General features: G+C 72.9%; 24 protein-coding genes, 3 tRNA genes and 1 riboswitch. Of the genes, 20 read left to right on the forward strand and 7 right to left on the reverse strand.

Annotated features, from left to right (window positions below):
• Positions 1–21: 21 nt before the first annotated feature.
• Positions 22–221: riboswitch (cobalamin riboswitch) on the reverse strand.
• A 123-nt stretch (positions 222–344) separates the two neighbouring features.
• Together V6U79_RS07860 and V6U79_RS07865 are read left to right on the forward strand one after the other, a co-directional pair.
• On the forward strand, positions 345–815 hold the full coding sequence (locus V6U79_RS07860; protein ID WP_334614061.1) for a hypothetical protein: 471 nt from the start codon (positions 345–347) through the stop codon (positions 813–815).
• Positions 816–873: 58 nt separating this feature from the next.
• The gene (locus V6U79_RS07865; RefSeq protein WP_334614062.1) at positions 874–1,629 is read left to right on the forward strand and encodes a crotonase/enoyl-CoA hydratase family protein; all 756 of its coding nucleotides are present in this window, start codon (positions 874–876) and stop codon (positions 1,627–1,629) included.
• A gap of 9 nt (positions 1,630–1,638) precedes the next feature.
• On the opposite strand, the gene V6U79_RS07870 is transcribed toward V6U79_RS07865, so the two are convergent.
• Positions 1,639–3,123, reverse strand: coding sequence for a dihydrolipoyl dehydrogenase family protein (locus V6U79_RS07870; protein ID WP_334614063.1), 1,485 nt, complete (start codon positions 3,121–3,123; stop codon positions 1,639–1,641).
• A 92-nt stretch (positions 3,124–3,215) separates the two neighbouring features.
• Here V6U79_RS07870 and V6U79_RS07875 point away from each other — a divergent pair, with 92 nt between their 5' ends.
• Entirely contained in the window at positions 3,216–4,265 is a 1,050-nt protein-coding gene (locus tag V6U79_RS07875; protein WP_334614064.1) for a serine hydrolase domain-containing protein, read from the forward strand.
• A 10-nt stretch (positions 4,266–4,275) separates the two neighbouring features.
• On the opposite strand, the gene V6U79_RS07880 is transcribed toward V6U79_RS07875, so the two are convergent.
• Together V6U79_RS07880 and V6U79_RS07885 are read right to left on the reverse strand one after the other, a co-directional pair.
• Positions 4,276–5,598 carry a cryptochrome/photolyase family protein gene (locus tag V6U79_RS07880; RefSeq protein WP_334614065.1) on the reverse strand — a complete coding sequence of 441 codons (1,323 nt, stop codon included), beginning with the start codon at positions 5,596–5,598 and terminating at the stop codon, positions 4,276–4,278.
• Positions 5,595–6,506 carry a phytoene/squalene synthase family protein gene (locus tag V6U79_RS07885; protein WP_334524825.1) on the reverse strand — a complete coding sequence of 304 codons (912 nt, stop codon included), beginning with the start codon at positions 6,504–6,506 and terminating at the stop codon, positions 5,595–5,597. The genes V6U79_RS07880 and V6U79_RS07885 overlap by 4 nt, the downstream gene beginning before the upstream one ends.
• A 65-nt stretch (positions 6,507–6,571) precedes the next feature.
• Here V6U79_RS07885 and V6U79_RS07890 point away from each other — a divergent pair, with 65 nt between their 5' ends.
• The 14 genes from V6U79_RS07890 to V6U79_RS07955 all read left to right on the forward strand — a co-directional run bounded on the left by V6U79_RS07890 (position 6,572) and on the right by V6U79_RS07955 (position 17,350).
• Positions 6,572–7,726 carry a polyprenyl synthetase family protein gene (locus tag V6U79_RS07890; RefSeq protein ID WP_334524822.1) on the forward strand — a complete coding sequence of 385 codons (1,155 nt, stop codon included), beginning with the start codon at positions 6,572–6,574 and terminating at the stop codon, positions 7,724–7,726.
• Between the two features lie 28 nt (positions 7,727–7,754).
• Entirely contained in the window at positions 7,755–9,236 is a 1,482-nt protein-coding gene (gene crtI / locus V6U79_RS07895; RefSeq protein WP_334614066.1) for a phytoene desaturase family protein, read from the forward strand.
• A 16-nt stretch (positions 9,237–9,252) separates the two neighbouring features.
• Positions 9,253–9,873: an isopentenyl-diphosphate Delta-isomerase gene (idi, locus tag V6U79_RS07900; RefSeq protein WP_334614067.1), complete on the forward strand. Its 621-nt coding sequence runs from the start codon at positions 9,253–9,255 to the stop codon at positions 9,871–9,873.
• Entirely contained in the window at positions 9,863–10,798 is a 936-nt protein-coding gene (locus V6U79_RS07905; protein ID WP_334614069.1) for a MerR family transcriptional regulator, read from the forward strand. Before idi ends, V6U79_RS07905 begins: the two co-directional genes overlap by 11 nt.
• A gap of 74 nt (positions 10,799–10,872) precedes the next feature.
• Complete coding sequence (locus V6U79_RS07910) at positions 10,873–11,661, forward strand: polysaccharide deacetylase family protein (protein ID WP_334524811.1); 789 nt, start codon at positions 10,873–10,875, stop codon at positions 11,659–11,661.
• 155 nt (positions 11,662–11,816) lie between these two features.
• Positions 11,817–11,889, forward strand: a tRNA-Glu gene (locus tag V6U79_RS07915).
• Between the two features lie 42 nt (positions 11,890–11,931).
• A tRNA-Asp gene (locus V6U79_RS07920) sits at positions 11,932–12,008 on the forward strand.
• A 102-nt stretch (positions 12,009–12,110) separates the two neighbouring features.
• Positions 12,111–12,184, forward strand: a tRNA-Phe gene (locus tag V6U79_RS07925).
• Between the two features lie 240 nt (positions 12,185–12,424).
• Positions 12,425–12,820 (forward strand): hypothetical protein, encoded by a 396-nt coding sequence (locus tag V6U79_RS07930; RefSeq protein WP_334524808.1) that lies wholly within the window; start codon positions 12,425–12,427, stop codon positions 12,818–12,820.
• Positions 12,821–13,296: 476 nt separating this feature from the next.
• Positions 13,297–14,769 (forward strand): MFS transporter, encoded by a 1,473-nt coding sequence (locus V6U79_RS07935; RefSeq protein WP_334614167.1) that lies wholly within the window; start codon positions 13,297–13,299, stop codon positions 14,767–14,769.
• Positions 14,770–14,870: 101 nt separating this feature from the next.
• Positions 14,871–15,638: a hypothetical protein gene (locus tag V6U79_RS07940; RefSeq protein ID WP_334524802.1), complete on the forward strand. Its 768-nt coding sequence runs from the start codon at positions 14,871–14,873 to the stop codon at positions 15,636–15,638.
• A 97-nt stretch (positions 15,639–15,735) separates the two neighbouring features.
• Positions 15,736–16,197: a hypothetical protein gene (locus V6U79_RS07945; protein ID WP_334614071.1), complete on the forward strand. Its 462-nt coding sequence runs from the start codon at positions 15,736–15,738 to the stop codon at positions 16,195–16,197.
• A 101-nt stretch (positions 16,198–16,298) separates the two neighbouring features.
• A complete protein-coding gene (locus V6U79_RS07950) occupies positions 16,299–16,658 on the forward strand; it encodes an ArsR/SmtB family transcription factor (protein ID WP_334614073.1) in 360 nt (119 codons plus the stop codon).
• Positions 16,655–17,350 carry a cation diffusion facilitator family transporter gene (locus tag V6U79_RS07955; RefSeq protein WP_334614074.1) on the forward strand — a complete coding sequence of 232 codons (696 nt, stop codon included), beginning with the start codon at positions 16,655–16,657 and terminating at the stop codon, positions 17,348–17,350. Before V6U79_RS07950 ends, V6U79_RS07955 begins: the two co-directional genes overlap by 4 nt.
• Positions 17,351–17,357: 7 nt before the next feature.
• Here the strand turns inward: V6U79_RS07955 and V6U79_RS07960 are convergent, their stop codons facing one another.
• Positions 17,358–18,317, reverse strand: a complete 960-nt coding sequence (locus tag V6U79_RS07960; protein WP_334614075.1) for a chromosomal replication initiator protein DnaA — start codon at positions 18,315–18,317, stop codon at positions 17,358–17,360.
• Between the two features lie 163 nt (positions 18,318–18,480).
• Here V6U79_RS07960 and V6U79_RS07965 point away from each other — a divergent pair, with 163 nt between their 5' ends.
• The gene (locus V6U79_RS07965; RefSeq protein WP_334524787.1) at positions 18,481–18,999 is read left to right on the forward strand and encodes an SRPBCC family protein; all 519 of its coding nucleotides are present in this window, start codon (positions 18,481–18,483) and stop codon (positions 18,997–18,999) included.
• Positions 19,000–19,002: 3 nt separating this feature from the next.
• On the opposite strand, the gene V6U79_RS07970 is transcribed toward V6U79_RS07965, so the two are convergent.
• On the reverse strand, positions 19,003–19,713 hold the full coding sequence (locus V6U79_RS07970; RefSeq protein ID WP_334614076.1) for a DUF2786 domain-containing protein: 711 nt from the start codon (positions 19,711–19,713) through the stop codon (positions 19,003–19,005).
• Positions 19,714–19,836: 123 nt separating this feature from the next.
• Between V6U79_RS07970 and V6U79_RS07975 the strand changes: the two genes are divergently transcribed.
• On the forward strand, positions 19,837–20,250 hold the full coding sequence (locus tag V6U79_RS07975) for a hypothetical protein (protein ID WP_334524781.1): 414 nt from the start codon (positions 19,837–19,839) through the stop codon (positions 20,248–20,250).
• A 45-nt stretch (positions 20,251–20,295) separates the two neighbouring features.
• On the opposite strand, the gene V6U79_RS07980 is transcribed toward V6U79_RS07975, so the two are convergent.
• The gene (locus V6U79_RS07980; RefSeq protein ID WP_334524778.1) at positions 20,296–20,685 is read right to left on the reverse strand and encodes a hypothetical protein; all 390 of its coding nucleotides are present in this window, start codon (positions 20,683–20,685) and stop codon (positions 20,296–20,298) included.
• Positions 20,686–20,851: 166 nt separating this feature from the next.
• On the opposite strand from V6U79_RS07980, the gene V6U79_RS07985 reads away from it, so the two are divergent.
• Positions 20,852–22,204 carry an ABC transporter substrate-binding protein gene (locus V6U79_RS07985; RefSeq protein WP_334614077.1) on the forward strand — a complete coding sequence of 451 codons (1,353 nt, stop codon included), beginning with the start codon at positions 20,852–20,854 and terminating at the stop codon, positions 22,202–22,204.
• A gap of 58 nt (positions 22,205–22,262) precedes the next feature.
• Here V6U79_RS07985 and V6U79_RS07990 read toward each other — a convergent pair whose 3' ends face one another.
• Positions 22,263–23,006: an enoyl-CoA hydratase/isomerase family protein gene (locus tag V6U79_RS07990; RefSeq protein ID WP_334614079.1), complete on the reverse strand. Its 744-nt coding sequence runs from the start codon at positions 23,004–23,006 to the stop codon at positions 22,263–22,265.
• Positions 23,007–23,027 lie beyond the last annotated feature (21 nt).

Raw genomic sequence — 23,027 nt, forward strand, 5'->3', positions numbered from 1 at the left:
GCTCGGCCCACTCCCGGCGGGGTGGGCGGTCGACGCGAGGCCGGTCTTCGGACTCCCGGATCGACGCCTGGCCGTCCGCCTTCCCAGCCGTACGGCCAGTGGCTGCGCCTTCTCGCGCGTGGACGGTGGCTCCCCGGTCACCGCGGCGGGCCCGTGCCGGATTCGCACCGGCTTCCCGATTCTCCCCGCGCACGCGGGGCACCTCGCATGATCATTGCCATCGGCGATGCTAGCGGCCCGGCACGGCGGAACGGGCATGCGCACCGGGGCCACCACCCCCTACAGTGGCGAGACCCCGAGGCCGATCCGACCGCCGGGGTCGCACACCAAACGGGGGAACCACCATGAACAACCATGCCCGCGTCGTCCGTACCGTCCTGACGCTGGTCGTCGCCGCCGGCGTCGTGGCCGGCTGCCAGCAGACGGAGGAGAAGAAGCCCGCTGCCGCCGCGTCGTCGGCGAGCACCGCGCCCAGCCCCACGGTCGACGTCGCCGCGAACAGCAAGCAGGTCTGCGACGCCGCGCTCGCGGTGTCCAAGGAGCACTTCGTCGGGATGGCGGACGACGCCATCGCGGCCATCGACAAGCCGGTCAGCGCCAAGGAGGCCGGCGCCAAGGTCCGCGCCCACTACACCGAGATGGCGGAAGGGCTGCGCAAGGAGGCCGCCCGGGCCGCCGACCCGCAGCTGCGCGCGGCGGTGGAGAACCTGGCCGGCGCGATCGAGAAGCGACTGACCGGCCCGGACGCCACCAAGGTGGAGGCCCCGGACCTGGACCCGACCCTGAAGGCACTGGACACCGCCTGCGGCCGGTGACCCGGACGGCGCCGGCCGCCCCTGGCGTGCCGGCGCCGCCGGAGGGCATGCTGTCCCGATGGCCGTACACGTCGCGCACGACGGACCGGTGACCACGGTCATCCTCGACCGGGCGGCGTCGCGCAACGCCGTCGACGGACCGACCGCGCGGGCCCTCGCCGACGCGTTCCGCGCCTTCGACGCGGACCCGGACGCCGCGGTCGCCGTGCTCTGGGGCGCCGGCGGGACGTTCTGCTCCGGCGCCGACCTCAAGGCGATCGGCACCGCCAGCGGCAACCGCGTCGAACCGGACGGCGACGGCCCGATGGGCCCCACCCGGATGACGCTCTCCAAGCCGGTCATCGCCGCGATCTCCGGGTACGCCGTGGCCGGCGGCCTGGAGTTGGCGCTCTGGTGCGACCTGCGGGTCGCCGAGACCGACGCGACGTTCGGGGTGTTCTGCCGGCGCTGGGGCGTACCGCTGATCGACGGCGGGACGGTGCGCCTGCCCCGGCTGATCGGGCAGAGCCGGGCGATGGACCTGATCCTCACCGGCCGTCCGGTGCCCGCCGAGGAGGCGTACGCGATGGGTCTGGTCAACCGGCTGGTCCCGCCGGGTGAGGCCCGGACGGCGGCCGAGCGGCTGGCCGCCGAGATCGCCGGGCACCCGCAGACCTGCCTGCGCAACGACCGCGCCTCGGTCCTGGCGGCCGCCGGCCGCACCGAGCCGGAGGCGCTCGCGACCGAGCTGGCGTACGGGATGGACTCCCTGGCGGCGGACGCGGCGGCCGGCGCGGCCCGGTTCGCGGCCGGCGCCGGCCGCCACGGCAGCTGAGCGGGGGCGTCAGCGCAGGTTGCGCAGGGCGTCCTCGATGGCCCGGTGGAAGGTCGGGTACGCGTAGATCATGTGCCGGAGCTGGCTGAGCGGGACGGCCGCGTGCACCGCCACCACCAGCCCGGACAGCACCTCACCGCCGGCCGGGCCGACCGACGTGGCGCCGACCAGTACGCCCTGGTCGGCGTCGGCGATCAGCTTGATGAAGCCCTCGTTGCCCGTCTTGTGGATCCAGCCCCGGGCCGACGTCGTCAGCGGCGCGAACCCGACCTGCACGTGGATGCCGCGCTGCCGGGCCTGGAACTCGGTGAGGCCGACCGCGCCCACCTCCGGGTCGGTGAAGGTGACCCGGGGCAGCGCCCGGTAGTCGGCGCGCGGGACGGTGCCGGCCGCGCCGCCCGCCCCGGCCGCGGCCGTCGTACCGCCGACCGCGCTGGCCGCGCCCATCGCGCCGCCCACCATGTTGGCGGTGCCGCTGGGGTCCACGGCGCCCTTGGCGTGCCGGACGTGGTCGAGCACGTCGGCGATCACGATGGCCGCCTGGTACATGGCGATGTGGGTGAAGGCGCCTTCGCCGGTCACGTCGCCGACCGCCCAGATTCCGTCCGTCACCACCATCCGGTTGTCGACCGGCAGGTAGCGGTGGGAGGCGTCCAGGCCGACCGTCTCCAGGCCCAACTCGTCGAGCTGCGCCTTGCGACCGGTCACCACGAGCAGCCGTGCGGCGGTGAACGTGTCGTCCCCGGAGTGCACGGTGAACGTCGACCCGTCGTGGCTGACCCGCTCGGCCTTGACGCCGGTGTGGATCTCCACCCCGTCGGCGCGCAGCGCGGCGGCGGTCACCTCGGACGCCTCCGGCTCCTCGATGGCGAGCACCCGGTCCAGCGCCTCCAGCATGGTCACCCGGACGCCGAACCGGGCGAAGACCTGCGCCAGCTCCAGCCCGATCGCCCCGCCACCCAGGACCAGCAGCGACTCCGGCAGCTCGTCGACCTCGGTCGCCTGGTGGTTGGTCCAGTACGGCGTGTCGGCCAGCCCGTCGATCGGCGGGATCGAGGGCCGGGTGCCGGTGCCGAAGACGATGGCGTGCCGCGCCTGGAAGACCTGCTCACCGACGCGCACCCGGCCGGGGCCGTCGAGCCGGCCGCTGCCGCGTACGAAGCGGCCACCCCGTTCGATGAGCCGGTCCACCGCGACCTGGTCGTTCCAGTTGTCGGTGGCCTCCTCCCGGATCCGCTTCGCCACCGGGGCGAAGTCGGGCTGCACCTGCGCTGACCCGGCCAGCTCGTTGACCCGGCGCGCCTCGGCCAGCGCGTTCCCCGCCCTGATCATCATCTTGCTGGGGATGCACCCCCAGTAGGGGCACTCCCCGCCGACCAGGTCCCGCTCCACACCGACCACGCTGAGGCCAGCCTCGGCGAGTCGCCCGGCCACCTCCTCGCCGCCGACGCCCAGCCCGACCACGACCACGTCCACCAGTTCCGGCTCCGCCATGCCGCCAGCATCCCCCAACGGCGGGGGCCGGACCACGGAAAGACACCCGAATTCCCGCGCCCGTAATCATCGCCACCGCCTACGGTGGCCGGATGCACGCACGCTTCGCTCCGGTCCGGGACTGCTTCCACGACCTGCTCGCCACCGGTCGGGAGACCGGCGCCGGCCTGACCGTCCGGTACGACGGCGTGCCGGTGGTCGACCTCGTCGCCGGGCCGGGGTGGCGGCCGGACACCCTGGTCGGCGTCTACTCCGTCGGCAAGCCGGTGGTCGCGCTCTGCCTGCTGATGCTGGTCGACCGGGGACGGGTCGACCTGGACGCGCCGGTGGCGACGTACTGGCCGGGGTTCCGGGCGCCGGTGACGGTGCGGCAGGTGCTCAGCCACACCGCCGGGCTGCCGGCCTTCCCGGTGCCCCGGCCCGCCGAGGCGGTCGCCGACTGGCCGCTGCTCTGCGCCGACCTGGCCGCCGCCGAGCCCGAGTGGGAGCCGGGGAGCGTCGCCGGCGAGCACGCCTGGACGTACGGGCACCTGGTGGGCGAGCTGGTCCGGCGGGTGGACGGGCGGCCGGTGGGGCGGTTCCTGGCCGAGGAGATCGCCGGACCGTGGCGCCTCGACCTGGGCTACGGGCTGGGCGCGGCCGACCAGCGGCGCTGCGCCGACCTGTCGTACGGCGAGCCGGACTGGCCGCAGCGGATGCTCGGCGAGCCGGGGTCGCTGCGTGCCCGGGCGATCGGCAATCCGGCCGGCGGACTGGACCTGGCGGTGTTGAACAGCCCGCTGTGGCGGGGCGCGGAGGTCCCGGCGGTCAACCTGCACGCCACCGCGTCGGGCCTGGCCCGGCTCTACGCCGGCCTGCTCGCCGGTGGCACCCTCGACGGGGTGCGCCTGTTCAGCCCCGAGCTGGTCGCCGAGGCCACCCTGGTGCAGTACGACGGGCCGGACCTGGTCCTGGACCGGCGGGCGTGCTGGACGTTGGGCATGCAGCGGGAGCCGGACGGCAGCTGGGGCATGGGCGGGATCGGCGGCAGCAGCGCCTGGGCCGACCCGGAGCGCGGCTACACCTTCGCGTACGCGACCTCCCGGCTGGCCGGGCACGACCGGGTGGACGAGCTGGTCGAGGTCCTGCACTCCTGCCTGTGACGGGCAGCGGTCAGCGCAGCCAGACCGGGTCGGCGCCGGGCACCTCCAGCGGCGGCGGGTAGTCGAGCCTCCGGCGTACCTCGTCCGGCAGCCGCCAGGGCTGGTGCACGGCCCTGCCCTGGACGGAGGCCAGCTCCGGGACCCACCGGCGGACGTACCCGCCGTCGGGGTCGTACCGCTCGGCCTGCCGGACCGGGTTGAGGCTCCGGTACGGCCGGCTGTCGTTGCCGGTGCCGGCCACCCACTGCCAGTTGCCGGAGTTGTTGGCCACGTCCCCGTCGAGCAGCCAGTGGGAGAAGACCTCGACGCCGGGCCGCCAGTCCAGCCCCAGCACCTTGGTCAGGTAGCCGGCGGTGATCAGTCGGGCCCGGTTGTGCATCCACCCCTCGGCGCGCAGCTGCCGCATGCCGGCGTCCACGATCGGCATGCCGGTGCGTCCCTCGGTCCACGCGGCCATCGCCTCGGCGTCGTACCGCCACTCCTCCTTCGCGCCGCGACGGTAGGCGACGGTGGAGATCTCCGGGAAGGCGGCGGTGACCTGGTAGTAGAAGTCCCGCCAGCAGAGCTGCCGGACGAACGGCCCCTCCCGGTCGCCGGCCCGCTCGGCGACGGCCAGCGGGGAGAGGCAACCCCACCGCAGGTACGGGCTGAGCCGGGAGGTCTCGTCGCCGGCCAGGTCGTCGTGGATGTCGTCGTACCGGTCCAGCGTCGGCAGCCACTCCCTCAGCCGTCGCTGGGCGACGCGTTCACCGCCCACCGCCGCGTCCGGGGACTCGCCCTTCGGCAGGGCCGGCAGCCGGCCGGCCTGGAGGCCGTCGGGCAGCGTGACGCGTCGGGGCGCGGCGAGTTCGGACCGCCGCTCGGCCCGCGTCCAGCCGCGGAAGTACGGGCTGAAGACCCGGTAGTGGTCGCCGCCGGTGGGGCGCAGCGCCCCGGGCTCGACGACGGTGAGGCCGGGAAAGAGCCGCAGGAAGAGCCGGTGCCGCTCGCACTCCTCGCGAAGCCGGCGTTCCCGGCGGTGCGCGTAGCGACTGACGTCGGTGGAGAGGCCGATCCCTTCGGCGCCGACCTCCCGTGCCAGCCGGACCGTCTCGGCCACCGGGTCGCCGCGGCGCACCACCAGGTCGCCGCCGAGCCCGCGCAGCGTCTCGCGCAGCTCGGCGAGGCTCTGGTGCAGGAACCGGGTGCGATTGGGTGAGTGCCCGGCCAGCGTCGGGTCGAGGACGTACAGCGGAACCACCCGGTCGAACGCGGCGCAGGCGGTGGCGAGCGCCGGGTGGTCGTGCACCCGCAGGTCGCGGGTGAAGAGCACGATCGCCGTACGGGTGCTCACGGCAGGACGGGCCCGGGCACCACGACCGGTGTGCCGGCCGGGGTGAGCAGCGACCGCGCGGCCACCGCCATCCGGCGTCGCCGGGGTACGAGGGCACGCCGCACGAAGACGTCGTAGTCCTGGGCGGCGACCTCGTCGAGGATGCCGCCGTAGAGCGCGTACGCGGTGCGCATGCAGGCCTGTGAGGCGGGGGCGAGCAGGGTGATGCCCGGCGCGGCGGCCTCGTAGTGGGCCTGGGCGCGGCTCACCTCGTACTCGATCAGCTCGCGGATCCGCCCGGTGGTGCGGGCTTGTTCCTTGGCCGCCAGCAGGTCGTCCCGGGTGACGCCGAACTTCGCCAGGTCCTCGTCGGGCAGGTAGGTGCGGCCCCGGTCGAGGTCCTCGGCGACGTCCCGGATGAAGTTGGTGAGCTGGAAGGCGAACCCGAGCTGCCGGGCCGGTTCGCGGGCCGCCGCGGGGTCGGAGCTGCCGAGGATCGGCAGCATCATGGTGCCGATGACCGCCGCCGAACCCTCCATGTAGTCGAGCAGGTCGTCGTAGGTCGGGTACGACATGACCGTCAGGTCCATCGCCATGCTGCGCAGAAACGACGCAAAGTCGCCGCGGTCGAGGTCGAAGACGGCGATTGTGTGCAGCACGGCCGGGAGCAGCGGGTCGTCGACCGGTTCGCCGTGCAGCCCGGCGACGAAACGGGCCGACCACTCGTCGAGCCGGGCGGCGCGCTCGGCCGGCGGCAGGTCCTCGGTCCGGTCCACGATCTCGTCGGCGTAGCGCGTGAATCCGTACAGGGCGTGCACGTGTCGCCGTTTCCAGGCGGGCAGCAGCCGAGTGGCGAGATAGTAGGTACGCCCGTGGTGTCTGTGCAGCTCACGGCAGCGGGCATAGGCAGCGGTGAGATCGGTGTCCACCGGCCCTCCTCAAATTTCGACGCAGCAATCGACGCAACTCGTAACCCTAGGGTACGCTCGCCCGCATGGCCAACGACGCAGTTGCGGGTAACGCGCTCCGCGTCGCGCCGGCACAGCCGGGAGCGACGGACGATCCGGTCCGCGGCGTACTGGCCGCGTTCACCACGGACCTGGTCAAGGGGGTGGAGGAGACCCTCGCGGCCTTCCTGGCCGCCGAGGTCGACTCGCTCACCGAGATCGACGCAGCCATGGGTGGCTTCGCCGCGACGGCGCGCGACAACGTGCTGGCCGGCGGCAAGCGGGTCCGGCCGATCTTCGCGTACTGGGGGTGGCGGGGCGTGGTCGGCGGCGACGGACCGCTGCCGTCGGTGCTGCCGGCGCTCGCCGCCCTGGAGCTGCTGCACACCTTCGCCCTGGTGCACGACGACGTGATGGACGGCTCGGACACCCGGCGTGGCCTGCCCACCGCGCACCGCGCCGCCGCCGCCCGGCACCGGGCCGCCGGCCACGACGGCGACCCGGACCGCTTCGGCGAGGCGGTGGCCGTGCTCATCGGCGACCTCTGCATGGTCTGGGCCGACCGGCTGCTCAGCCACGCCACGCTCCCGCCCGCCCACCTCTTCGAGGTGCGACGCTGCTACGACCAGATGCGGGTCGAGACGGTCGCCGGGCAGTACCTCGACGTGCTCGGCGAGAACGACGCGGCGAACTGGTCGGTCGACCGGGCGCTGCGGGTGGCCCGCTACAAGACCGCCAGCTACACCGTCCAGCGTCCGCTGCTCTTCGGCGCCTGCCTGGCGGGCGTCGCCGCCGAGGCGCCGCTGATCGCCGCGTACACCCGCTACGGCCTGGCCGTCGGCGAGGCGTTCCAGCTCCGCGACGACCTGCTCGGCGTCTACGGCGACCCGGCGACCACCGGCAAACCGGCCGGCGACGACCTGCGTACCGGCAAGCCGACCGCCCTGCTGATGCTGGCCCGGCAGCTGGCCACCCCCGGCCAACGGCGGACGCTGGAGCGGGCGGGCAAGGTCACCGGCGCCCGCGAGGTGGCTCGGCTGGCCGAGCTGGTCGCCGACACCGGGGCGGTGGCCCGGGTCGAGCGCATGATCTCCGACCGGGTGTCCGAGGCGCTGACCGCGCTGGCCACCGCGTCGATCGACGAGACGGCGCGCACCGCGCTGACCGGTCTCGCCACCGCCGCCACGACGCGGCGGGCATGATGAGCGAATTTGCGGAGGAGGGGGTCACATGCGGACCGTGAAGGGGCGTACGGACCGGGTGGTGATCGTGGGCGCGGGCCTGGGCGGGCTGGCCTGCGCGCTGCACCTGGCCGGCAGCGGCCGGCAGGTGACCGTGCTGGAACGCGAGCCGGTGCCCGGCGGCCGGGCCGGCCGGCTCAGCGTGGACGGGTACGAGTTCGACACCGGCCCCACCGTGCTCACCATGCCCGACCTGATCGCCGAGGCGCTCGGCGCGGTCGGCGAGGAGCTGGACGACTGGCTCGACCTGACCCCGCTCGACCCCGCCTACCGGGCCTACTACCCGGACGGTTCGACGCTGGACGTCATCACCGACACCACCCGGATGGCGGCCGAGATCTCCCGGGTCTGCGGGCCCCGCGAGGCCGACGGCTACCTGCGTTTCGTGGACTACGCGCGCAACCTGTGGAACTGGGAGCGGGCCGACTTCATCGACCGCAACCTGGACGCCCCGACCGACCTGCTCACCGCCAACCTGGTGAAGCTGCTGGCCAACGGCGCGTTCCGGCGACTCCAGACCAAGATCGGTCAGTTCTTCTCCGACCCCCGCACCCAGCGCATCTTCTCCTTCCAGGCGATGTACGCCGGGCTCGCCCCGCACGACGCGCTCGCGATCTACAGCGTCATCGCGTACCTCGACTCGGTGGCCGGGGTCTACTTCCCGCGCGGCGGCATCCACGCGGTCTCCCGGGGCATGGCCGGCGCCGCCGAGAAGCACGGCGTGCAGATCCGGTACGGCACCACGGTGAGCCGGGTGGAGACCGCCAACGGTCGGGCCACCGGCGTGGTCACCGCCGACGGCGAGCTGATCCCGGCCGACGTGGTGGTGCTCAACCCCGACCTGCCCGTCGCCTACCGTGACCTGCTGCCCGAGGGCCGCCAGCGGAAGCTGACCTACTCCCCCTCCTGCGTGGTCCTGCACATCGGCTCCAGGCAGGGATATGAGAAGATCGCCCACCACAACATCCACTTCGGACGGAAGTGGAAGGGCACCTTCGACGAGGTCATCCGGCGCGGCGAGCTGATGACCGACCCGTCGCTGCTGGTGACCAACCCGAGCCGGACCGACCCGTCGGTCGCGCCGACCGGGCGGCACACCTACTACGTGCTCGCCCCGGTGCCGAACCTCGACCGGGCCCCGTTCGACTGGCGCGGCGGCCTCGGCCAGCGCTACACGAACCAGCTCGTCCAGACGCTGGAGCAGCGCGGGTACGTCGGCTTCGGCGACGGCATCGAGGTGCTACGTACGATCACCCCCGCCGAGTGGGAGGAGCAGGGCATGGCCGCCGGTACGCCGTTCGCCGCCGCGCACAGCCTCTTCCAGACCGGCCCGTTCCGCCCGTCGAACCTGCACCGGACGTTGGCCAACGTGGTCTTCACCGGCTCCGGCACACAGCCGGGGGTGGGCGTGCCGATGGTGCTGATCTCCGGCAAGCTCGCCGCCAACCGGATCACCGGTGCCGTCCGATGAATGGGGAGAAACTGCGATGAGCGCACGGGAAGCACACCAGGTCGAGCTGGTCGACGACAACGGGCGGCCGCTCGGCGCGGCCACCGTGGCCGCGGCCCACCAGGCGCCGGGGCAGCTGCACCGCGCCTTCTCCGTCCTGCTGGTCGACCCGGCGGGACGGGTGCTGCTCCAGCGCCGGGCCGCGGTGAAGACCCGGTTCCCCGAGCGGTGGGCCAACTCCTGCTGTGGTCACCCGCAGCCCGGCGAGGCACTGGTCGAGGCCGCCAACCGGCGGCTCGCCGAGGAGCTCGGCGCCGAGCCGGTCGCGCTGACCGAGGTGGGGGTCTACCTCTACTACGCCGAGGACCCGGCCACCGGCCGGGTCGAGTTCGAGTACGACCACGTGCTGCGGGCCGACGTACCGGCCGACGTCACCGTCCGGCCGGACCCCGACGAGGTGTCCGAGCTGCGCTGGACCGACCCGGCCGGACTGCTGGCCGAGATCGACGCCGACCCCCGGTCGTACGCCCCCTGGCTGGGTGGGGTGGTGAGGCGGTTGCTGCGGCCGGCGCGGCCGGCCACGGGTGACCCCGCCGGCCCGGTGGTCCCGCCCGGCGTTCCGGCGGATGACGCGTCGGAGCGGTCGGGTGGCCGATGAGCCGCTGAGCGCGGGGGCCGTCGCACGCCGACTGGGTGTGGCGGTCACCACGCTCCGCACCTGGCACCAGCGCTACGGCCTCGGTCCGAGCCAGCACGTCCCCGGCCACCACCGGCGGTACACGCCGGCGGATCTCGCGCGCCTGGAGATCATGCGCAAGCTCACCGCCGAGGGGGTCGCCCCGGCGGAGGCGGCGCGCTGGGCGAAGCAGAGTCCGACGGCCAGCCCCGGCGCGGAGGCGCGGCTGCGCGCCGGGCGCGACGGCGGCGGGCAGACCATCCCGGTGGGCCGGGCCGGCCCGGCGGCCCGGGGCCTGGCCCGGGCCGCCATGCGGCTGGATTCCGCGGCGATCAGCGACACGATCGGGCGCGCCCTGGCCGCCAACGGGGTGATCGCCACCTGGGATGGCCTGCTGCGCCCGGTGCTGGCCGGCATCGGCGAGCGGCACGCCGCCACCGCCGGCCTGATCGAGGTCGAGCACCTGATGTCCCGGTGCGTCTCCGAGGCGTTCGCCACCGTCGGCCGGGCCGGTACGCCCATCGGCCCCGCCCGGATCCTGCTCTCCTGCGCCGACGAGGAGCAGCACACCCTTCCGCTGGAGGCGTTGGCCGCCGCGCTCACCGAGGCCGGGGTCGCGTACCGGATGCTCGGCGCCCGGGTGCCGGTGGCGGCGCTGATCGAGGCGGTCAACCGGACCGGGCCGGCGGCGGTGGCGATCTGGTCGCACACCCGCGCCACCGCCGATCCCGGGCAGCTCTCCGCCCTGCTCGGCGTGCCTCGCCGGCCGCTGCTGGTGCTGGCCGCCGGGCCGGGCTGGCGGGCCGACACCCTGCCCGCCGGGGTCGTCCGGCCGGTGGACCTGGCCGAGGCGGTCTCGCTCGCGCTGGCCGTACGGGACTCGTTGGACCAGTCGCCCGGGAGTTGACGGCACTGCCGGATCGGAGCGCCGTCCACTACCGTCGGGGCGTCCGCGTACCCGAATCCCCCCTCGGAGTGGCGATGCGTGCACGCTCTGTCATGGCCGTCGTCCTCGGCCTGGTCCTGCTGCTACCCGTCGGCTGCGGCGATCCGCAGCCGACGAGGGACCGGGCGGACGCGCCCGGACCGTCGGCGGCACCGAAGCTGTCCGCGCCACCGACGGCATCGCCGCCGCAGACCCGGAAGCCCCGCCCCCGGCTACGGCCGAAGCCCACCGCGCTGCCCGCCGGGCTGCACCGGGCGACCGGCGTACGCGGGGTGGCGTTGACCTTCGACGACGGCCCGGACCCGGTCTGGACGCCGAAGGTCCTCGACCAGCTCCGGGCGGCCCGGGTGACCGCGACGTTCTGCGTGGTCGGCAGCCAGGTCCGCCGGCACCCCCAGTTGCTGGCCCGGATCGTCCGCGAGGGCCACCAGCTCTGCAACCACACCTGGGGGCACGACCTGGACCTGGGCCGCCGCCCGGTGGCCGAGATCCGGGCCGACCTGGTCCGGACCACCAGGGAGATCCGAGCCGCCGTGCCGGGGGCCAAGGTGCCGTTCTACCGGCAACCGGGCGGGCGGTGGACGCCGGAGGTGGTGGCGGTGGCGCGACAGCTCGGCATGCGGTCGCTGCACTGGAGCGTCGACCCGCAGGACTGGTCGAAGCCGACCGCGCCGACCATCATCAAGCGGGTCGAGGGCGCGGTACGCCCCGGCGCGATCGTGCTGCTGCACGACGCCGGGGGCGACCGGGGCCCCACCCTGGCCGCCAGCCCGCACCTGATCCGCCACATCGACCGCCGGTTCGGCATCGTCCGCCTCCGGTGACAACCCGCCTGACCTCCTCTTTCGTGGTTCGACGCGCCGTTTCCCATACCGGTTTGGCCGACCGGGACGGCATGGCATATGCTTCTCATGCCTCCGGCGGGGCCGGATGGGAGCAAGTCCGCTTGAAGTTGCGAGTGTGCAATGATGGCGGGGCCGCCCTCATCGTCTAGCGGCCCAGGACGCCGCCCTTTCAAGGCGGTAGCACGGGTTCGAATCCCGTTGGGGGCACGGTCCGGCTTCGGCCGGATGCAACACCAGCAACACCAGCCAGGTCCTGTGGAGCAGTTGGAGTGCTCGCCGCCCTGTCAAGGCGGAGGTCGCGGGTTCAAGTCCCGTCAGGACCGCCAGCGCTGACGCCGCGTGAACCATTGCGCGGCGTTCTGCGTATCGGAGCATGTGACCCTTTCGGCGGTTGCCCCGCCTTCGGGTAGCATGGTTCGAAGCATCACGGCCAGGTAGCTCAGTTGGTACGAGCGTCCGACTGAAAATCGGAAGGTCGGCGGTTCGACCCCGCCCCTGGCCACATAGCCTTTCGCCGGGCTACAGGAGCGCCGATCAGCGGAAACGCCGGTCGGCGTTCTGCTTTTGGCCCTGGAGCCCCGTCTGCCCGGTCTGGCCCTCGTTGACCCCGAAATCCCGCTGATGGCCCCTGTCGGACGCGACTCGCGCGGACCGCCGACACGTCCTGGCAGACGTTCAGGCGGCAGAGACGACTGGCATCCCGCAGCATCGTGATTGCCACTGGCTCGTACCCTCCGGGGTCATGGCCGTTGACCGACCCAGCTCCCGCTCACCACTGGACCGCATGCCGCGCATGTTGATCGCGGCGCTGCTTGTCCTCGGGGTGGCGGTGCCGGCTCTCATGATCCGCGAGCTGATCGAGGCCAGGCTGGGAGACGGTCCGCTGGCCGATCTCAGCTTCATAGCAGTTCCGGTTGCGGCTACGGCTTGGCTTGCGCCGCGTGCTTCCTACCGCCGGCGAGATGCACTTCTGTGGTTGGTCGGCCCGGGCCTCTACATCTTCGCGATCATCGCCTGGCGTGTGGCCTTCCTGCCCTACCGCGACTGGAAGCCTCGACCCGATGAGGCATCTCGGGTTCGGTGGCTTCGTGACCCGCAGCACGCCGGGTTGTGGTACCTGCCCCGGGAAGCGAAGTAGGTGGAGTCGGCCCGCTGGTTGAAGGCGGATCTCCTCGTCGGGCAACTTGCTGGATGAAGAGGCCTGCGCCTAGAAACGCAACACCACCCCCGATGCGGACCGGCTGGGGACGCGACTCCGGGTCGAACGTCCAATGCCGAGCCGTCCTCGGGGCAACTGACGCGTCACGGCGACGCGGGCACCGAAGATGAGTAGCGCCAGGCTGATGACTCCCACCACCCGGCGAACGGCGGCTAGCGCCAACTCCTCGTCACTCAGGCTCATGCGGCCTCAGTTCCCGGCTGCCAAGATCCTCACGCTGCCGCACTCCGCTCAGGACGCTCCTGCCGGTCTGAGCTTGATCAACCCCGGGGTCCCGCTACGGCCGACGCTCATCCCAAGCAGTCACACGGTCGGATGCTCCGCGCAGGCCATCGGCGGGGGGAGCAGGGTCCTTCACCTCTGCTCTGAGTACGTCTAGCGTTCGCTGGGTGCGGATGAGGGTGGACGGGGGGCCACGAGCCAAGGGGTGCGGCTCACGCAGGGCTCCGGCCTCCTCCTTGACGCGCGCCCGAGAATTGCTGGCTGTACGGGCGTTTCGCAGGTTGTGGATCGTCACCGGGTTGTGCAGTACCGCAGATTGGCTGGCTCTGTTCGGGCTCGCCGCGCTCGGTAGCACCCTTGCCTCCAGCGCAGCAGGGGTCAACTTCACATTCAGCGGGGTACTGTTCGCCAACCTGCTGCCGGGCCTGCTGTTCGCGCCGATAGCCGGCCTGATCGCGGACCGATTCGATCGGCGTGCCGTGATGGTCGTCGCCGACCTGGCTCGCTGTGCGCTGCTGCTGTCGATCGCGGTTGCCAACAGCTACTGGTGGATCCTCGCTGGCAGCTTCTTCGTGCAAATGGCCGCGACCATGTGGATTCCGGCGAAAGATGCCGCGCTGCCCCGTCTGCTCCGTCGGTCGGAGCAGGTCGCCTCAGCGGTCCAGCTGGGTCTGGTCATGACGTACGGCATCACCGTTGTGACTGCCGGGTGCCTGTTCACTCTGCTCACGGGAGCTGGGACCGCCTTCGGCGTGTCCGACGAGGTGGTCGGCATGAATGGGCTGACCCGGATCGCGGTCATCGTTGCTGCGCTGCTCTATCTGGCCAGCGCGATCTCGATCGCCGCCCTCCTGCCCGAGCTTTCCAGGCGTCCCGCTGGGAGTGGGCCTGGGGGCCGGGCCGGGCCGACACCCTCACCCGCATTGGATCGCGGTCCTGTCATGGGTGGGATGCTGCACGACAGTGTCAGCTACATACGGGACGTACCACTCATCCGTGGTCTGCTGATCGGCATGACGGGTGCTTTCGCCGCCGGGGGCGCGGTCGTGGGCTCAGCCCAGCCGTACGCGCTGAGCCTGCTCGGCGGCCAGGCCGCTTTCGGGCTGCTTCTCCTGGCCGCGTTCCTGGGTCTGGTTGTCGGCATCGTCGGCGCGCCGAAGGTGGCGCACCGGGTGACGCATGAGCGGTTGTTCGGCGTCGCCGTCGTTGTCGCTGGAGGCGTACTGATCCTGGTGGCGCTCTCCCCGCACCTGGTCGTCTCGTTGGTGGCGGTGTTGATGGTCGGAGCCTGCGCCGGCACCGCATTCCTCACCGGTACGACGATCATCGGTTCCCGGGTCGAAGACTCGATGCGTGGCCGCATCAATGCCGTTTACCAGTCGATGCTGAAGGTCGTCCTGGGCTGCTCCGTGGCCCTGTCACCATTACTGGTGACACTGATCGGCCAGCACCCCGTGCAATTGGGGGGCAACAACTTCCTCATCGACGGCACCCGTCCGGTGATCCTCGGCGGCGGCCTACTGGCCGCCTTCATGGGCGGCATCGCCTACCGCCAGATGCGCAACCATCCCCGATCACCCGACCACGAAAACTCCAACCCGGCCGACGTCGACGGGATGGCGGGCGCGAACGGACGGACGTCCTAGCTTCGAGGTGAACGCCGACTAGCGGAAACGCCCGTCGGCGCGTTGCTTTTCGCGCCCGAAATCTCACCTGTCCCGGTCCGGCCCTCTAACCTGCTCGGGCGGTGCCAGTCGACACGGGGGAACGGCCGATCATGGATTGCCAGAAGTTCGGGACTCACCTTGATCATCTGGGGCAGGGGCACACCTGCGCAAGCGCTTCGGCTCCGGTGGCCGGGCCGTCGCCGCGCTGGCAAGCAGCAGCCCTCTGGACGCTGCTGACGCTCGCCGTGCTGTTCGCGGGGCTCTCGCTGGTCCGGGCGGCGATCAACGCCGATCTGATGATCTCGCCGAGCGGCCAAGCCGTCAGGGTGCTTTCGATCGCACTGCCCTCGGCTCTTCTCCTCGCCTTCCTGACCTGGTCGAACCTCACGAAGCGCGTCATCGACGCCCACGGCTGTCCGGTTGCGATCGTCCGGAACTGGGTAGGCTCCTGCGGAGTTCTCATCCTCTTCCTGTCGTACCTCCTGCCGATGAAGACCCCGGCCGCATTTCATGTCGCCCGGGCAGCCGGCGCGATCCTGCTCGCCATCGGTGCGCTGATCATCCGCAGCAGGCTCAGGCGCTGGCTCGCTGCTCCGGCCGGGATCGTCTCCGGCTCGGCTGGTGCGCAGTCCGCCTCGGCCGACGATGCGTACGGCCGGGTCGACCTGCCGTTGGGGAACGATGATCCTCGGTCGAGGCAGCCGCAGCAGCCGCGGAGCGGGGCACAGGCCGTCGGGATGCCGCTGTCTGCGGAGCCGCAGCCTGAGGACTGGAACGCATCCCTCTGGGATCCCGAGGTCCAGGAGGACATCGAGCGGAGGCGCCGGCGCGGCGGTCCCACCGTCTGACTGCCGTTGGCGTCCGCGCGCCGGTCGAAGCCTGACGGATCCGGTCGGCGGGTGACACCGCATTCGCTGTCGTACCAACGCTCTAGGGTCCCGGGCCGTGGCGATTCCCGACCTCGTGCCCATCGCGTACGAGCCTGACTACCGCACCGACACCATCGGCCGGTACGACGAGGGGCAGTTCTTCGCCTCCGTCACCGCCACCCTGGAGGAGGGCAGCGGCAGCAGGCCCGACTGGCACCGGGGCAAGCGGTGGTACGCCGTGCTGCACCGTTTCGACTTCGCGGGCACCCACAGCCGTTCGGACATCTGGTTCGCCGGCACCAGTGAAGATGAGGACGCCTCCATCGGCCGGGCCGAAGCTCGCCTCGCCGAGTGGCTCGAGGCGTTGCCCGGCCGGGTCTTCGATGACATCGCCATCCGGCTCTTCCAGGTCGAGACCGACGGGCACATCTTCGGACTCGTCGACGGATCAGAGCTTTACGGCGGCGAGGACCACGCGGAGTTCCTGCCCGACGATCTCGGTTTCGACCCGCCCTGGGACGGCTGCTACGACACCTGAGCCCCTGATCCCACGGGCCAGACCTTTCTGGGCGTCTGCCGCCGACGGGCCCGGCCCGGGCTGCCGGAGCAGAGATCGTCGAATCGGGCTATCATCACGTTGTGGCGATTGATTGCGCGCCCGGGCTCGCCCCCGCGGTGGCGTTGTTCCGGTCTCTCGGCGACCCGACCCGGCTGGCCGTCCTGCGCCGGCTCGCGACCGGCGAGGCGCGGGTGGTGGACCTGACCGGCGAGTTGGGGTTGGCGCAGTCGACGGTGTCGAAGCACCTGGCGTGCCTGCGTGACTGCGGCCTGGTCGACTACCGGGTGCAGGGTCGCCAGTCGTTCTACGCCCTGACCCGGCCGGAGCTGCTGGACCTGCTGCGCTCGGCGGAACAGGTCCTCGCCGCCACGGGCGAGGCGGTCGCGCTCTGCCCGGTCTACGGGACGCCGTCTGACTCCCCGGCGGAGGTGGTCGGATGAACACGTCACTGCTGACCCCCGAGCGTCGGGCGGTGCTGTCCCGGCGCAGCCTGTGGCTGGCCTACGCGACCGCCGGCTACAACCTGCTGGAGGGCCTGGTCGCGATCGCCGCGGGCGCGGCGGCCTCCTCGACGGCGCTGATCGGCTTCGGCCTGGACTCGTTCGTCGAGGTGTCCAGCGCGGCGGTGCTGATCTGGCAGTTCCGCTCCCGGGTGCCGGAGGACCGGGAACGGCTGGCGCTGCGACTCATCGGCGCGTCGTTCTTCGCCCTGGCCGCCTGGGTGACCTTCGACGCCGCGCGGTCGCTGCTGGCTAGCGGCGACGCCGACGCCAGCCCGGTGGGGATCGGTCTGGCGGTCGCGTCGCTGCTCGTGATGCCGCTGCTCGTGCGGGCCAAGCGGCGCACCGGCCGGGAACTCGGCTCGGCCACCGTCATGGCCGACTCGACCCAGACCATGCTCTGCACCTGGCTGTCCGCGGTGCTGCTCGTCGGCCTGGTCCTCAACGCCGCCTGGGGCTGGTCGTGGGCCGACCCGATCGCCGCGTTGGTCATCGCCGGGGTGGCGGTCAAGGAAGGCGTCGAGGCCTGGCGCGGTGAACACTGCGACGACTGCGGGCCCCTGCCGGCCGTCGCGACCGCTGATCCGGGCTCGGACTGCGCCGACGGCTGCTGCGCCGACCGGAAGACCTGACCCGCCCTCAACCGTCGCGGCGCGGCTGGCCCTGGCGTCGCTGGGCCATCCCGCCCTGGATCGCCTCCCAGACGCTGCGTCCGGCCTGCCGGAGCGTCTCGCCCGCCTGCTCGGCGAACTGGGACGCCTGAGCCGCACCGCTCTCGCCCGGCTGGTCGCCCGCGCCGGGGTGTCCCTGCCCGGTCCGGTCGCCCGGTGGCTGCCCGGGGCCGCCCCCGGTCGCGGCGCGCGACTCGCGGTCGCCGGCGGTCGCGCCCCGGTCGGCCGGGCGGTCCCCCTCGGTCTCGGGCTCCTCCGCCGCCGGGCCGGCGTGCGGGGTGCCGAGCGGCGGTTCCGGCGGCGATCCCACCGGCGAGCCGGCCGGGGACTCCGGGCGCGGGCCGACGGGCCGTCCGGTCCGGACCGAGGGCTCCTGGCCGGGGCGGGTAGGCCGTTCAGCTCCGCCGGTGCCCGGCGACGAGGCGCCGCCCCCGCGCGGCAGCCGGTCGGCCACCGCGCCGACCGACCCGACCTGCTGGCCCGCCGCCTGGCCGCCCGGTGCGCCCGCCTGGTCGGCGACCGGTGCGGCGGCCACGTCGGAGGGCCGGTCGGCCGCCCGGTTCACGTCGTTCAGCGAGCTGTTCGCGGAGCTGGCCAGGGCCTGGATGATCTCCGGGTTGCGGTCGATCGTGGTCAACGCGCGGTCCAGGATCTGGATCAGCTTCTCCAGCCGGACCTTCAGCAACGCCTCGGCGCGTACGCCCTCGATGTCCAGCTCGACGCCCTCGAGGTGGACCCGGACGCCGGCGTCCAGCTGGAGCAGGTTCGCCAGCCGGGCGCGCAGTGACAGGTCCGCGTCGAGCCCGTCCACCGCGAGCCGGATCGAGTCGACCGACAACCGCGGGACGTCGAGCAGGACGTCCGGCTCGGCCTCACGGCCCGCACCGGCCCGGTCCGGTTCCCGTCGTTCCGCCCCACTCTGACTCATGCTCCCGCTCCCACCCCTGGCCCGCCGTCGAGCCGCGGTTACCCGCTTTGCCGGCGGCCATCCGCGAGCGCTCCGCACGGTCCCGTCGGGCCGGTTCCACTGTCCGATAGGGGGCAGGGCGCGAAGCTGCACAGCGGGGCATCAGCCGGTATGGTCCGGGCCTATGGGACAGGGGATGGCGGATCCGGAGAACATCCGGCAGGACGTCGAGCGGTATGCGCTCCGCAACTCGCTCCTCGTCCCGGCCACCGCCGAGCAGGCGTACGCCGTGTTCACCGGGGCGCTGGCCGAGTGGTGGGTGCGGGAATACACCTGGTCCGGTCCGGCGGCGCTGGCCGAGCTGGGCATCGAGCCGAGGCCCGGCGGCATGCTGTACGAGATCGGCCCGTACGGCTTTCGCAGCGACTGGGGCCGGGTGCTCACCTGGGATCCGCCCCGGCGGCTCGTCTTCACCTGGCAGATCGGCCCGGACCGGGTGCCGGTGCCGGACCCCGCCCGGGCCAGCGAGGTGGAGGTGCTCTTCCTGCCCGACGGTTCGCAGACCCGGGTCGAGGTGGAGCACCGGTACTTCGACCGGCACGGTGAGGCCGCCGAGGGCTACCGCAAGGCGCTCACCGCCGGCTGGCACGAGCTGCTCAGCCGCTACCTGACCACGGTCACCCGGGGCACGACGTCGGGCTGAGCGCTACCCGGCGATGCCCCGCTCCGGGCCGACACCGTCGGCCACCCCACGACCGCCCAGGTCCGCCCGGCGGCCCGCCACCGCCCCGGCGGTGAAGCCGGAGCCGGCCAACCGGCGGGGCGCGGCGGTACGCAGCCGCGGGTAGACCTCCGACAGCCGGCTGGCCACCCGGTGGGAGCGGTCGGCGAGGACCAGCGCCACCCCCGTCGCCGCTCCGGTGCGCGCCACCGCGCCCGCCTCCGCCGCCCGCAGCCGCTCCCCGACCACCCGGGCGAACCCGGCCAGCCAGGAGCGGCGGAAGGCGGCCGGGTGCTCACCGGCGGGCACCGCCGTGCCGGCCAGCCCGTGCGCGGCCTGCACCAGCAGCGAGGTGAAGAGTAGGTCCACTCGTTCCAGGTCGCTGGCGAAGCCGAACAGGTGCATCGCGAAGCCGCTGCCCTCGCGGCGGCGTACGCAGCGGCAGCGCAGCGGGTCGGCGACGGCCACGAGCAGCCCCGCCTTGTCCCGGGCGTACGGGGCGAGCACCTCGACCACCCGGTCGCCGACCGGGTCGGTGGCCGGGTCCCGGGCGGCCAGCAGCGCCCGGTCGACGCCGTAGCGGGCGATCAGCTCGGTGGCCTTGGTGGTGAAGGCCGCGGACTCGGCGGGCGTGCAGGCCGGGTCCTCCGCCTTCGCCAACAGCTTGCGCACCTTGCTGAGCATCGCCTCGGACATGTCACCAGAGCTATCACATCGGCGGAATGGTCCACGTCGGACGGAGCGGCCGATACCATGACCACGCTCAGCACCCTGACCGCAACGCAGGGTCCACCCCCCTACCCCCTGGAGGCAGCACCCATGGCATCCCCGGTCGCCGGCCTGACGGCCACCACGGCGGCGCTCTCCCTGCTCGCCCTCGGTTCCCCCGCCCAGGCCGCCCCCGGCACCAATCTCGCCGGGTCCACCGCCAGCTGCTACGGCGGCGCGGTCCGCTCGTACTTCGAGGTGGCCCGCTCCGGCGGCGACGCCGGGCCCTACCGCACCAGCACGCGGTGCCGCGACATCAACGTCCGCAACGCCAGCCAGTTCGGCGTCGAGGCGTGCGTGATCTTCATCGACCGGACGGACAGCTGCAACTACCGGACCTACCTGCCGTCGAAGTCCGACTTCACCACGGTCGCGACCAACGTGCGCGACGGCGTCCGGTTCCAGGTCCGCTTCGAGACGCTGCGCTACGAGTACGAGCCGCTGATCGCGTACCACGCGTTCTGAGCGGCGACGGCGCGGCGCCCGGCCCCGGGGTCGGGCGTCGCGCCGTCAGCCGGCCCGACTGCGCAGGGTGGCCACGGTCGAGCCGGCGAGGGTGAGCAGGCAGTCGGGCAGCAGCCCGTCGGCGGCCGCCGCCCCGAAGAGCGCCTCGCCGGTGTCCGCGTCGTGGTTGGCGTACGCGCTGACGAAACGGGCCACCCAGCGGGCGTCGTACCCGGCCTCGTCGATACCGGGGAAGTCGAGCGCGCAGGCTCCCGGCGGCGGAGCGTCGCCGACCATGGTGGCGGCGAGGCACCAGGCGACCCCGTACGCCCCGGCCAGGCCGGACCGGTCGACCACGGCGTCGAAGGTGCCCACCACCGCGTCACCGTCCCCGGCCAGCGCCGAGCGGAGCACGGCGGTCGCGTCGGCGATCGTCTGGTCCGGTTCGTCGGTCACCTGCGGCACGGTAGGACGGCAGGTCAAGCGGTGACCCGCGACAGTGTCCCGGTGACTGAGCGTACGCGGAGATGTCGGGCCGCCGACGACGGCCGGCACCACGCTGTTATGGACCACACGGGCACGCTATGGTGCCCCAGCGGACCTCCCCGTTGGAAGGACGACCATGTACGTAACACGCGGCCCGCGCGCTGCCATCCTGGCCGCCGGTGCGGCGTTCCTGCTCGTCACAAGCGCCTGCGGGACGACCGACAAGCCCGAGGAGTCGAGCGCCCCACAGGTGCGCCTGTACGGCACCGACGGCAACATGCTCAACTCCTTCGCCACCGACCTGAAGGACCGGGCGAACCTGGTCGACGGCATGAAGGGGACCACACCCCTGACGCCGTTGACGGACGACTTCAAGGAGCGGCTGCTCGCCATCGACCCGAAGCTCGCCGACTTCCTCTACGCGGCCGAGGCGTACGACGCCGTGATGATCAGCGCGCTGGCCGCGCAGCTGGCCGGCAGCACCGACCCGGCGGCCATCGCCCGGCAGATAGTCGGGGTGACCACCAACGGGCAGCGCTGCGGGGACGCGGCGTCCTGCCTGGCGTTGGCGCGTGACGGGCAGGACATCGAGTACCGGGGGCCGTCGCTGAGCCGGGCCGGGTTCACCGACGCCGGCGAGCCCGCCACGGCCAGCTACGCCACGCTGCACTTCGACGATCAGAAGATCAACGACGTCAAGACGGAGTTCGTCGGCGCCGGGGACGAGACCGGAGTGAGCACGAAGAACCCGCCGAAGCCGAAGAAGCAGAAGGGCAGCGGGAGCGACCGCAGCGACGGCTCTCCGCTGATCCTCGGCGGCCTGCTGCCGAAGACCGGTGACCTGGCCCTGGCCAACCCGCCGCTGGCTGCCGGCTCGGCGCTGGCGGTCAAGGAAATCAACGCGGCGGGCGGCGTGCTCGGCGAGCCGGTGAAATGGATCGACGGCGACGACGGCACCAGCGAGCAGGTGGCCAAGGCCACCGTGGCGTCGCACATCAGCAAGGACGTCCAGGTGATCATCGGCGCCGGCGGCTCGGGCATCTCCAGCTCGGTGCTGCCCGACGTGGTGGCCGCGGGACGGATCCTGTTCTCCCCGTCCAACACCGACGCGGGCCTGACCACCGTGGACGACAAGGGTCTCTACTTCCGCACCGCGCCGCCGGACAGCCTCCAGGGGCGGGCCCTGGCCGACGTGGTCCTGCGCGACGGACCGGGCAAGGTCGTGGTGGTGGCCCGCAAGGACTCCTACGGCGAGGGTCTCCAGGAGACGGTCCGGGCCGAGCTGGAGCGGGCCGGTCTCGGCAGCGACCGGGTGAAGCTGCTGACCTACGAGCCCCCGGCGGACGCGAAGGCGGCCCCGGTGGACTTCAGCGGCCTGGCCCGGGAGATCAAGGACTACCGCCCCGAGGCCGTCCTGATCATCGGCTTCGCCGAGTCCGCCGGGCTGATCCGGGCGCTGGACGACGCGAAGGTGTCGATCCGGCACTGAGCGCAGACGTCGACGGCCGCACCGGTTCCCCGGTGCGGCCGTCGTCGCGTACGGCAGGTCAGCGAGAGCCGCGCCGCTCCAGGAACTCGGTCATCCGCCGCCGCTTCTCCTCGTCCTCGAAGAGCACCGCCTGGCTGACCAGGTCGAGGTGGGGGTGGGCGGCCGGCGGCGCGTCGATCGCCAACTTGGTCAGCCGCAGCGCCAGCGCGGAGCCCTTGGCGATCGAGTCCAGCAGCTCGTGCGCGGTCGGCAGCAACTGCTCCGGCTCGTCGACGACCCGGTTGACCAGGCCGATCCGCAGCGCCTCCGCGGCGTCGACCCGCCGGCCGGTGAAGAGCAGCTCCTTGGCCCGGGCCTCGCCGATCAGCGCCGGCAGCCGGTAGGTCGCGCCCGCGCCGGCCAGGATGCCCAACCGCACCTCCGGCTGGCCGAAGAACGCGCGGGCCGTGCAGACCCGCAGGTCGCAGGCGTACGCCAGCTCGGCGCCGCCACCCAGCGCCGGACCGTCCACGGCGGCCACGGTCGGCATCGGCAACGCCCGGATCCGGGCGAAGGCCCCCTGGTTGATCGCGGCGAGGGCGTCGGAGCGCCCCCGCTCGCGCAGCTGGCCGATGTCCGCCCCGGCGGCGAAGATGCCGGCCGCGCCACCGGTGAGCAGCAGCAGCCGGGGCCGGGCCTCCAGCTCGGCGCAGACCTGGTGCAGCTCGTCGATCAGGTCGGCGTCGATGGCGTTGCGCTTCTCCGGCCGGTCCAGCGTCACCACCAGCCGGTCGGGCAGCTCCTCGATCCGCAGTCCGCTCACGGCGTCACCTCAGTTCGCGAC

It is taken from the genome of Micromonospora psammae (assembly GCF_036902725.1).
Taxonomy (GTDB): Bacteria; Actinomycetota; Actinomycetes; order Mycobacteriales; family Micromonosporaceae; genus Micromonospora.

Coding starts and splice junctions, on each gene's coding strand:
- V6U79_RS07960 (WP_334614075.1), bottom strand. CDS start 18,317: ATGAGTCAGAGTGGGGCGGAACGACGGGAACCGGACCGGGCCGGTGCG.
- V6U79_RS07985 (WP_334614077.1), top strand. CDS start 20,852: ATGTACGTAACACGCGGCCCGCGCGCTGCCATCCTGGCCGCCGGTGCG.
- V6U79_RS07935 (WP_334614167.1), top strand. CDS start 13,297: ATGAGGGTGGACGGGGGGCCACGAGCCAAGGGGTGCGGCTCACGCAGG.
- V6U79_RS07890 (WP_334524822.1), top strand. CDS start 6,572: ATGGCCAACGACGCAGTTGCGGGTAACGCGCTCCGCGTCGCGCCGGCA.
- idi (WP_334614067.1), top strand. CDS start 9,253: ATGAGCGCACGGGAAGCACACCAGGTCGAGCTGGTCGACGACAACGGG.
- V6U79_RS07875 (WP_334614064.1), top strand. CDS start 3,216: ATGCACGCACGCTTCGCTCCGGTCCGGGACTGCTTCCACGACCTGCTC.
- V6U79_RS07930 (WP_334524808.1), top strand. CDS start 12,425: ATGGCCGTTGACCGACCCAGCTCCCGCTCACCACTGGACCGCATGCCG.
- V6U79_RS07970 (WP_334614076.1), bottom strand. CDS start 19,713: ATGTCCGAGGCGATGCTCAGCAAGGTGCGCAAGCTGTTGGCGAAGGCG.
- V6U79_RS07975 (WP_334524781.1), top strand. CDS start 19,837: ATGGCATCCCCGGTCGCCGGCCTGACGGCCACCACGGCGGCGCTCTCC.
- V6U79_RS07965 (WP_334524787.1), top strand. CDS start 18,481: ATGGGACAGGGGATGGCGGATCCGGAGAACATCCGGCAGGACGTCGAG.
- V6U79_RS07870 (WP_334614063.1), bottom strand. CDS start 3,123: ATGGCGGAGCCGGAACTGGTGGACGTGGTCGTGGTCGGGCTGGGCGTC.
- V6U79_RS07860 (WP_334614061.1), top strand. CDS start 345: ATGAACAACCATGCCCGCGTCGTCCGTACCGTCCTGACGCTGGTCGTC.
- V6U79_RS07865 (WP_334614062.1), top strand. CDS start 874: ATGGCCGTACACGTCGCGCACGACGGACCGGTGACCACGGTCATCCTC.
- V6U79_RS07955 (WP_334614074.1), top strand. CDS start 16,655: ATGAACACGTCACTGCTGACCCCCGAGCGTCGGGCGGTGCTGTCCCGG.
- crtI (WP_334614066.1), top strand. CDS start 7,755: ATGCGGACCGTGAAGGGGCGTACGGACCGGGTGGTGATCGTGGGCGCG.
- V6U79_RS07910 (WP_334524811.1), top strand. CDS start 10,873: ATGCGTGCACGCTCTGTCATGGCCGTCGTCCTCGGCCTGGTCCTGCTG.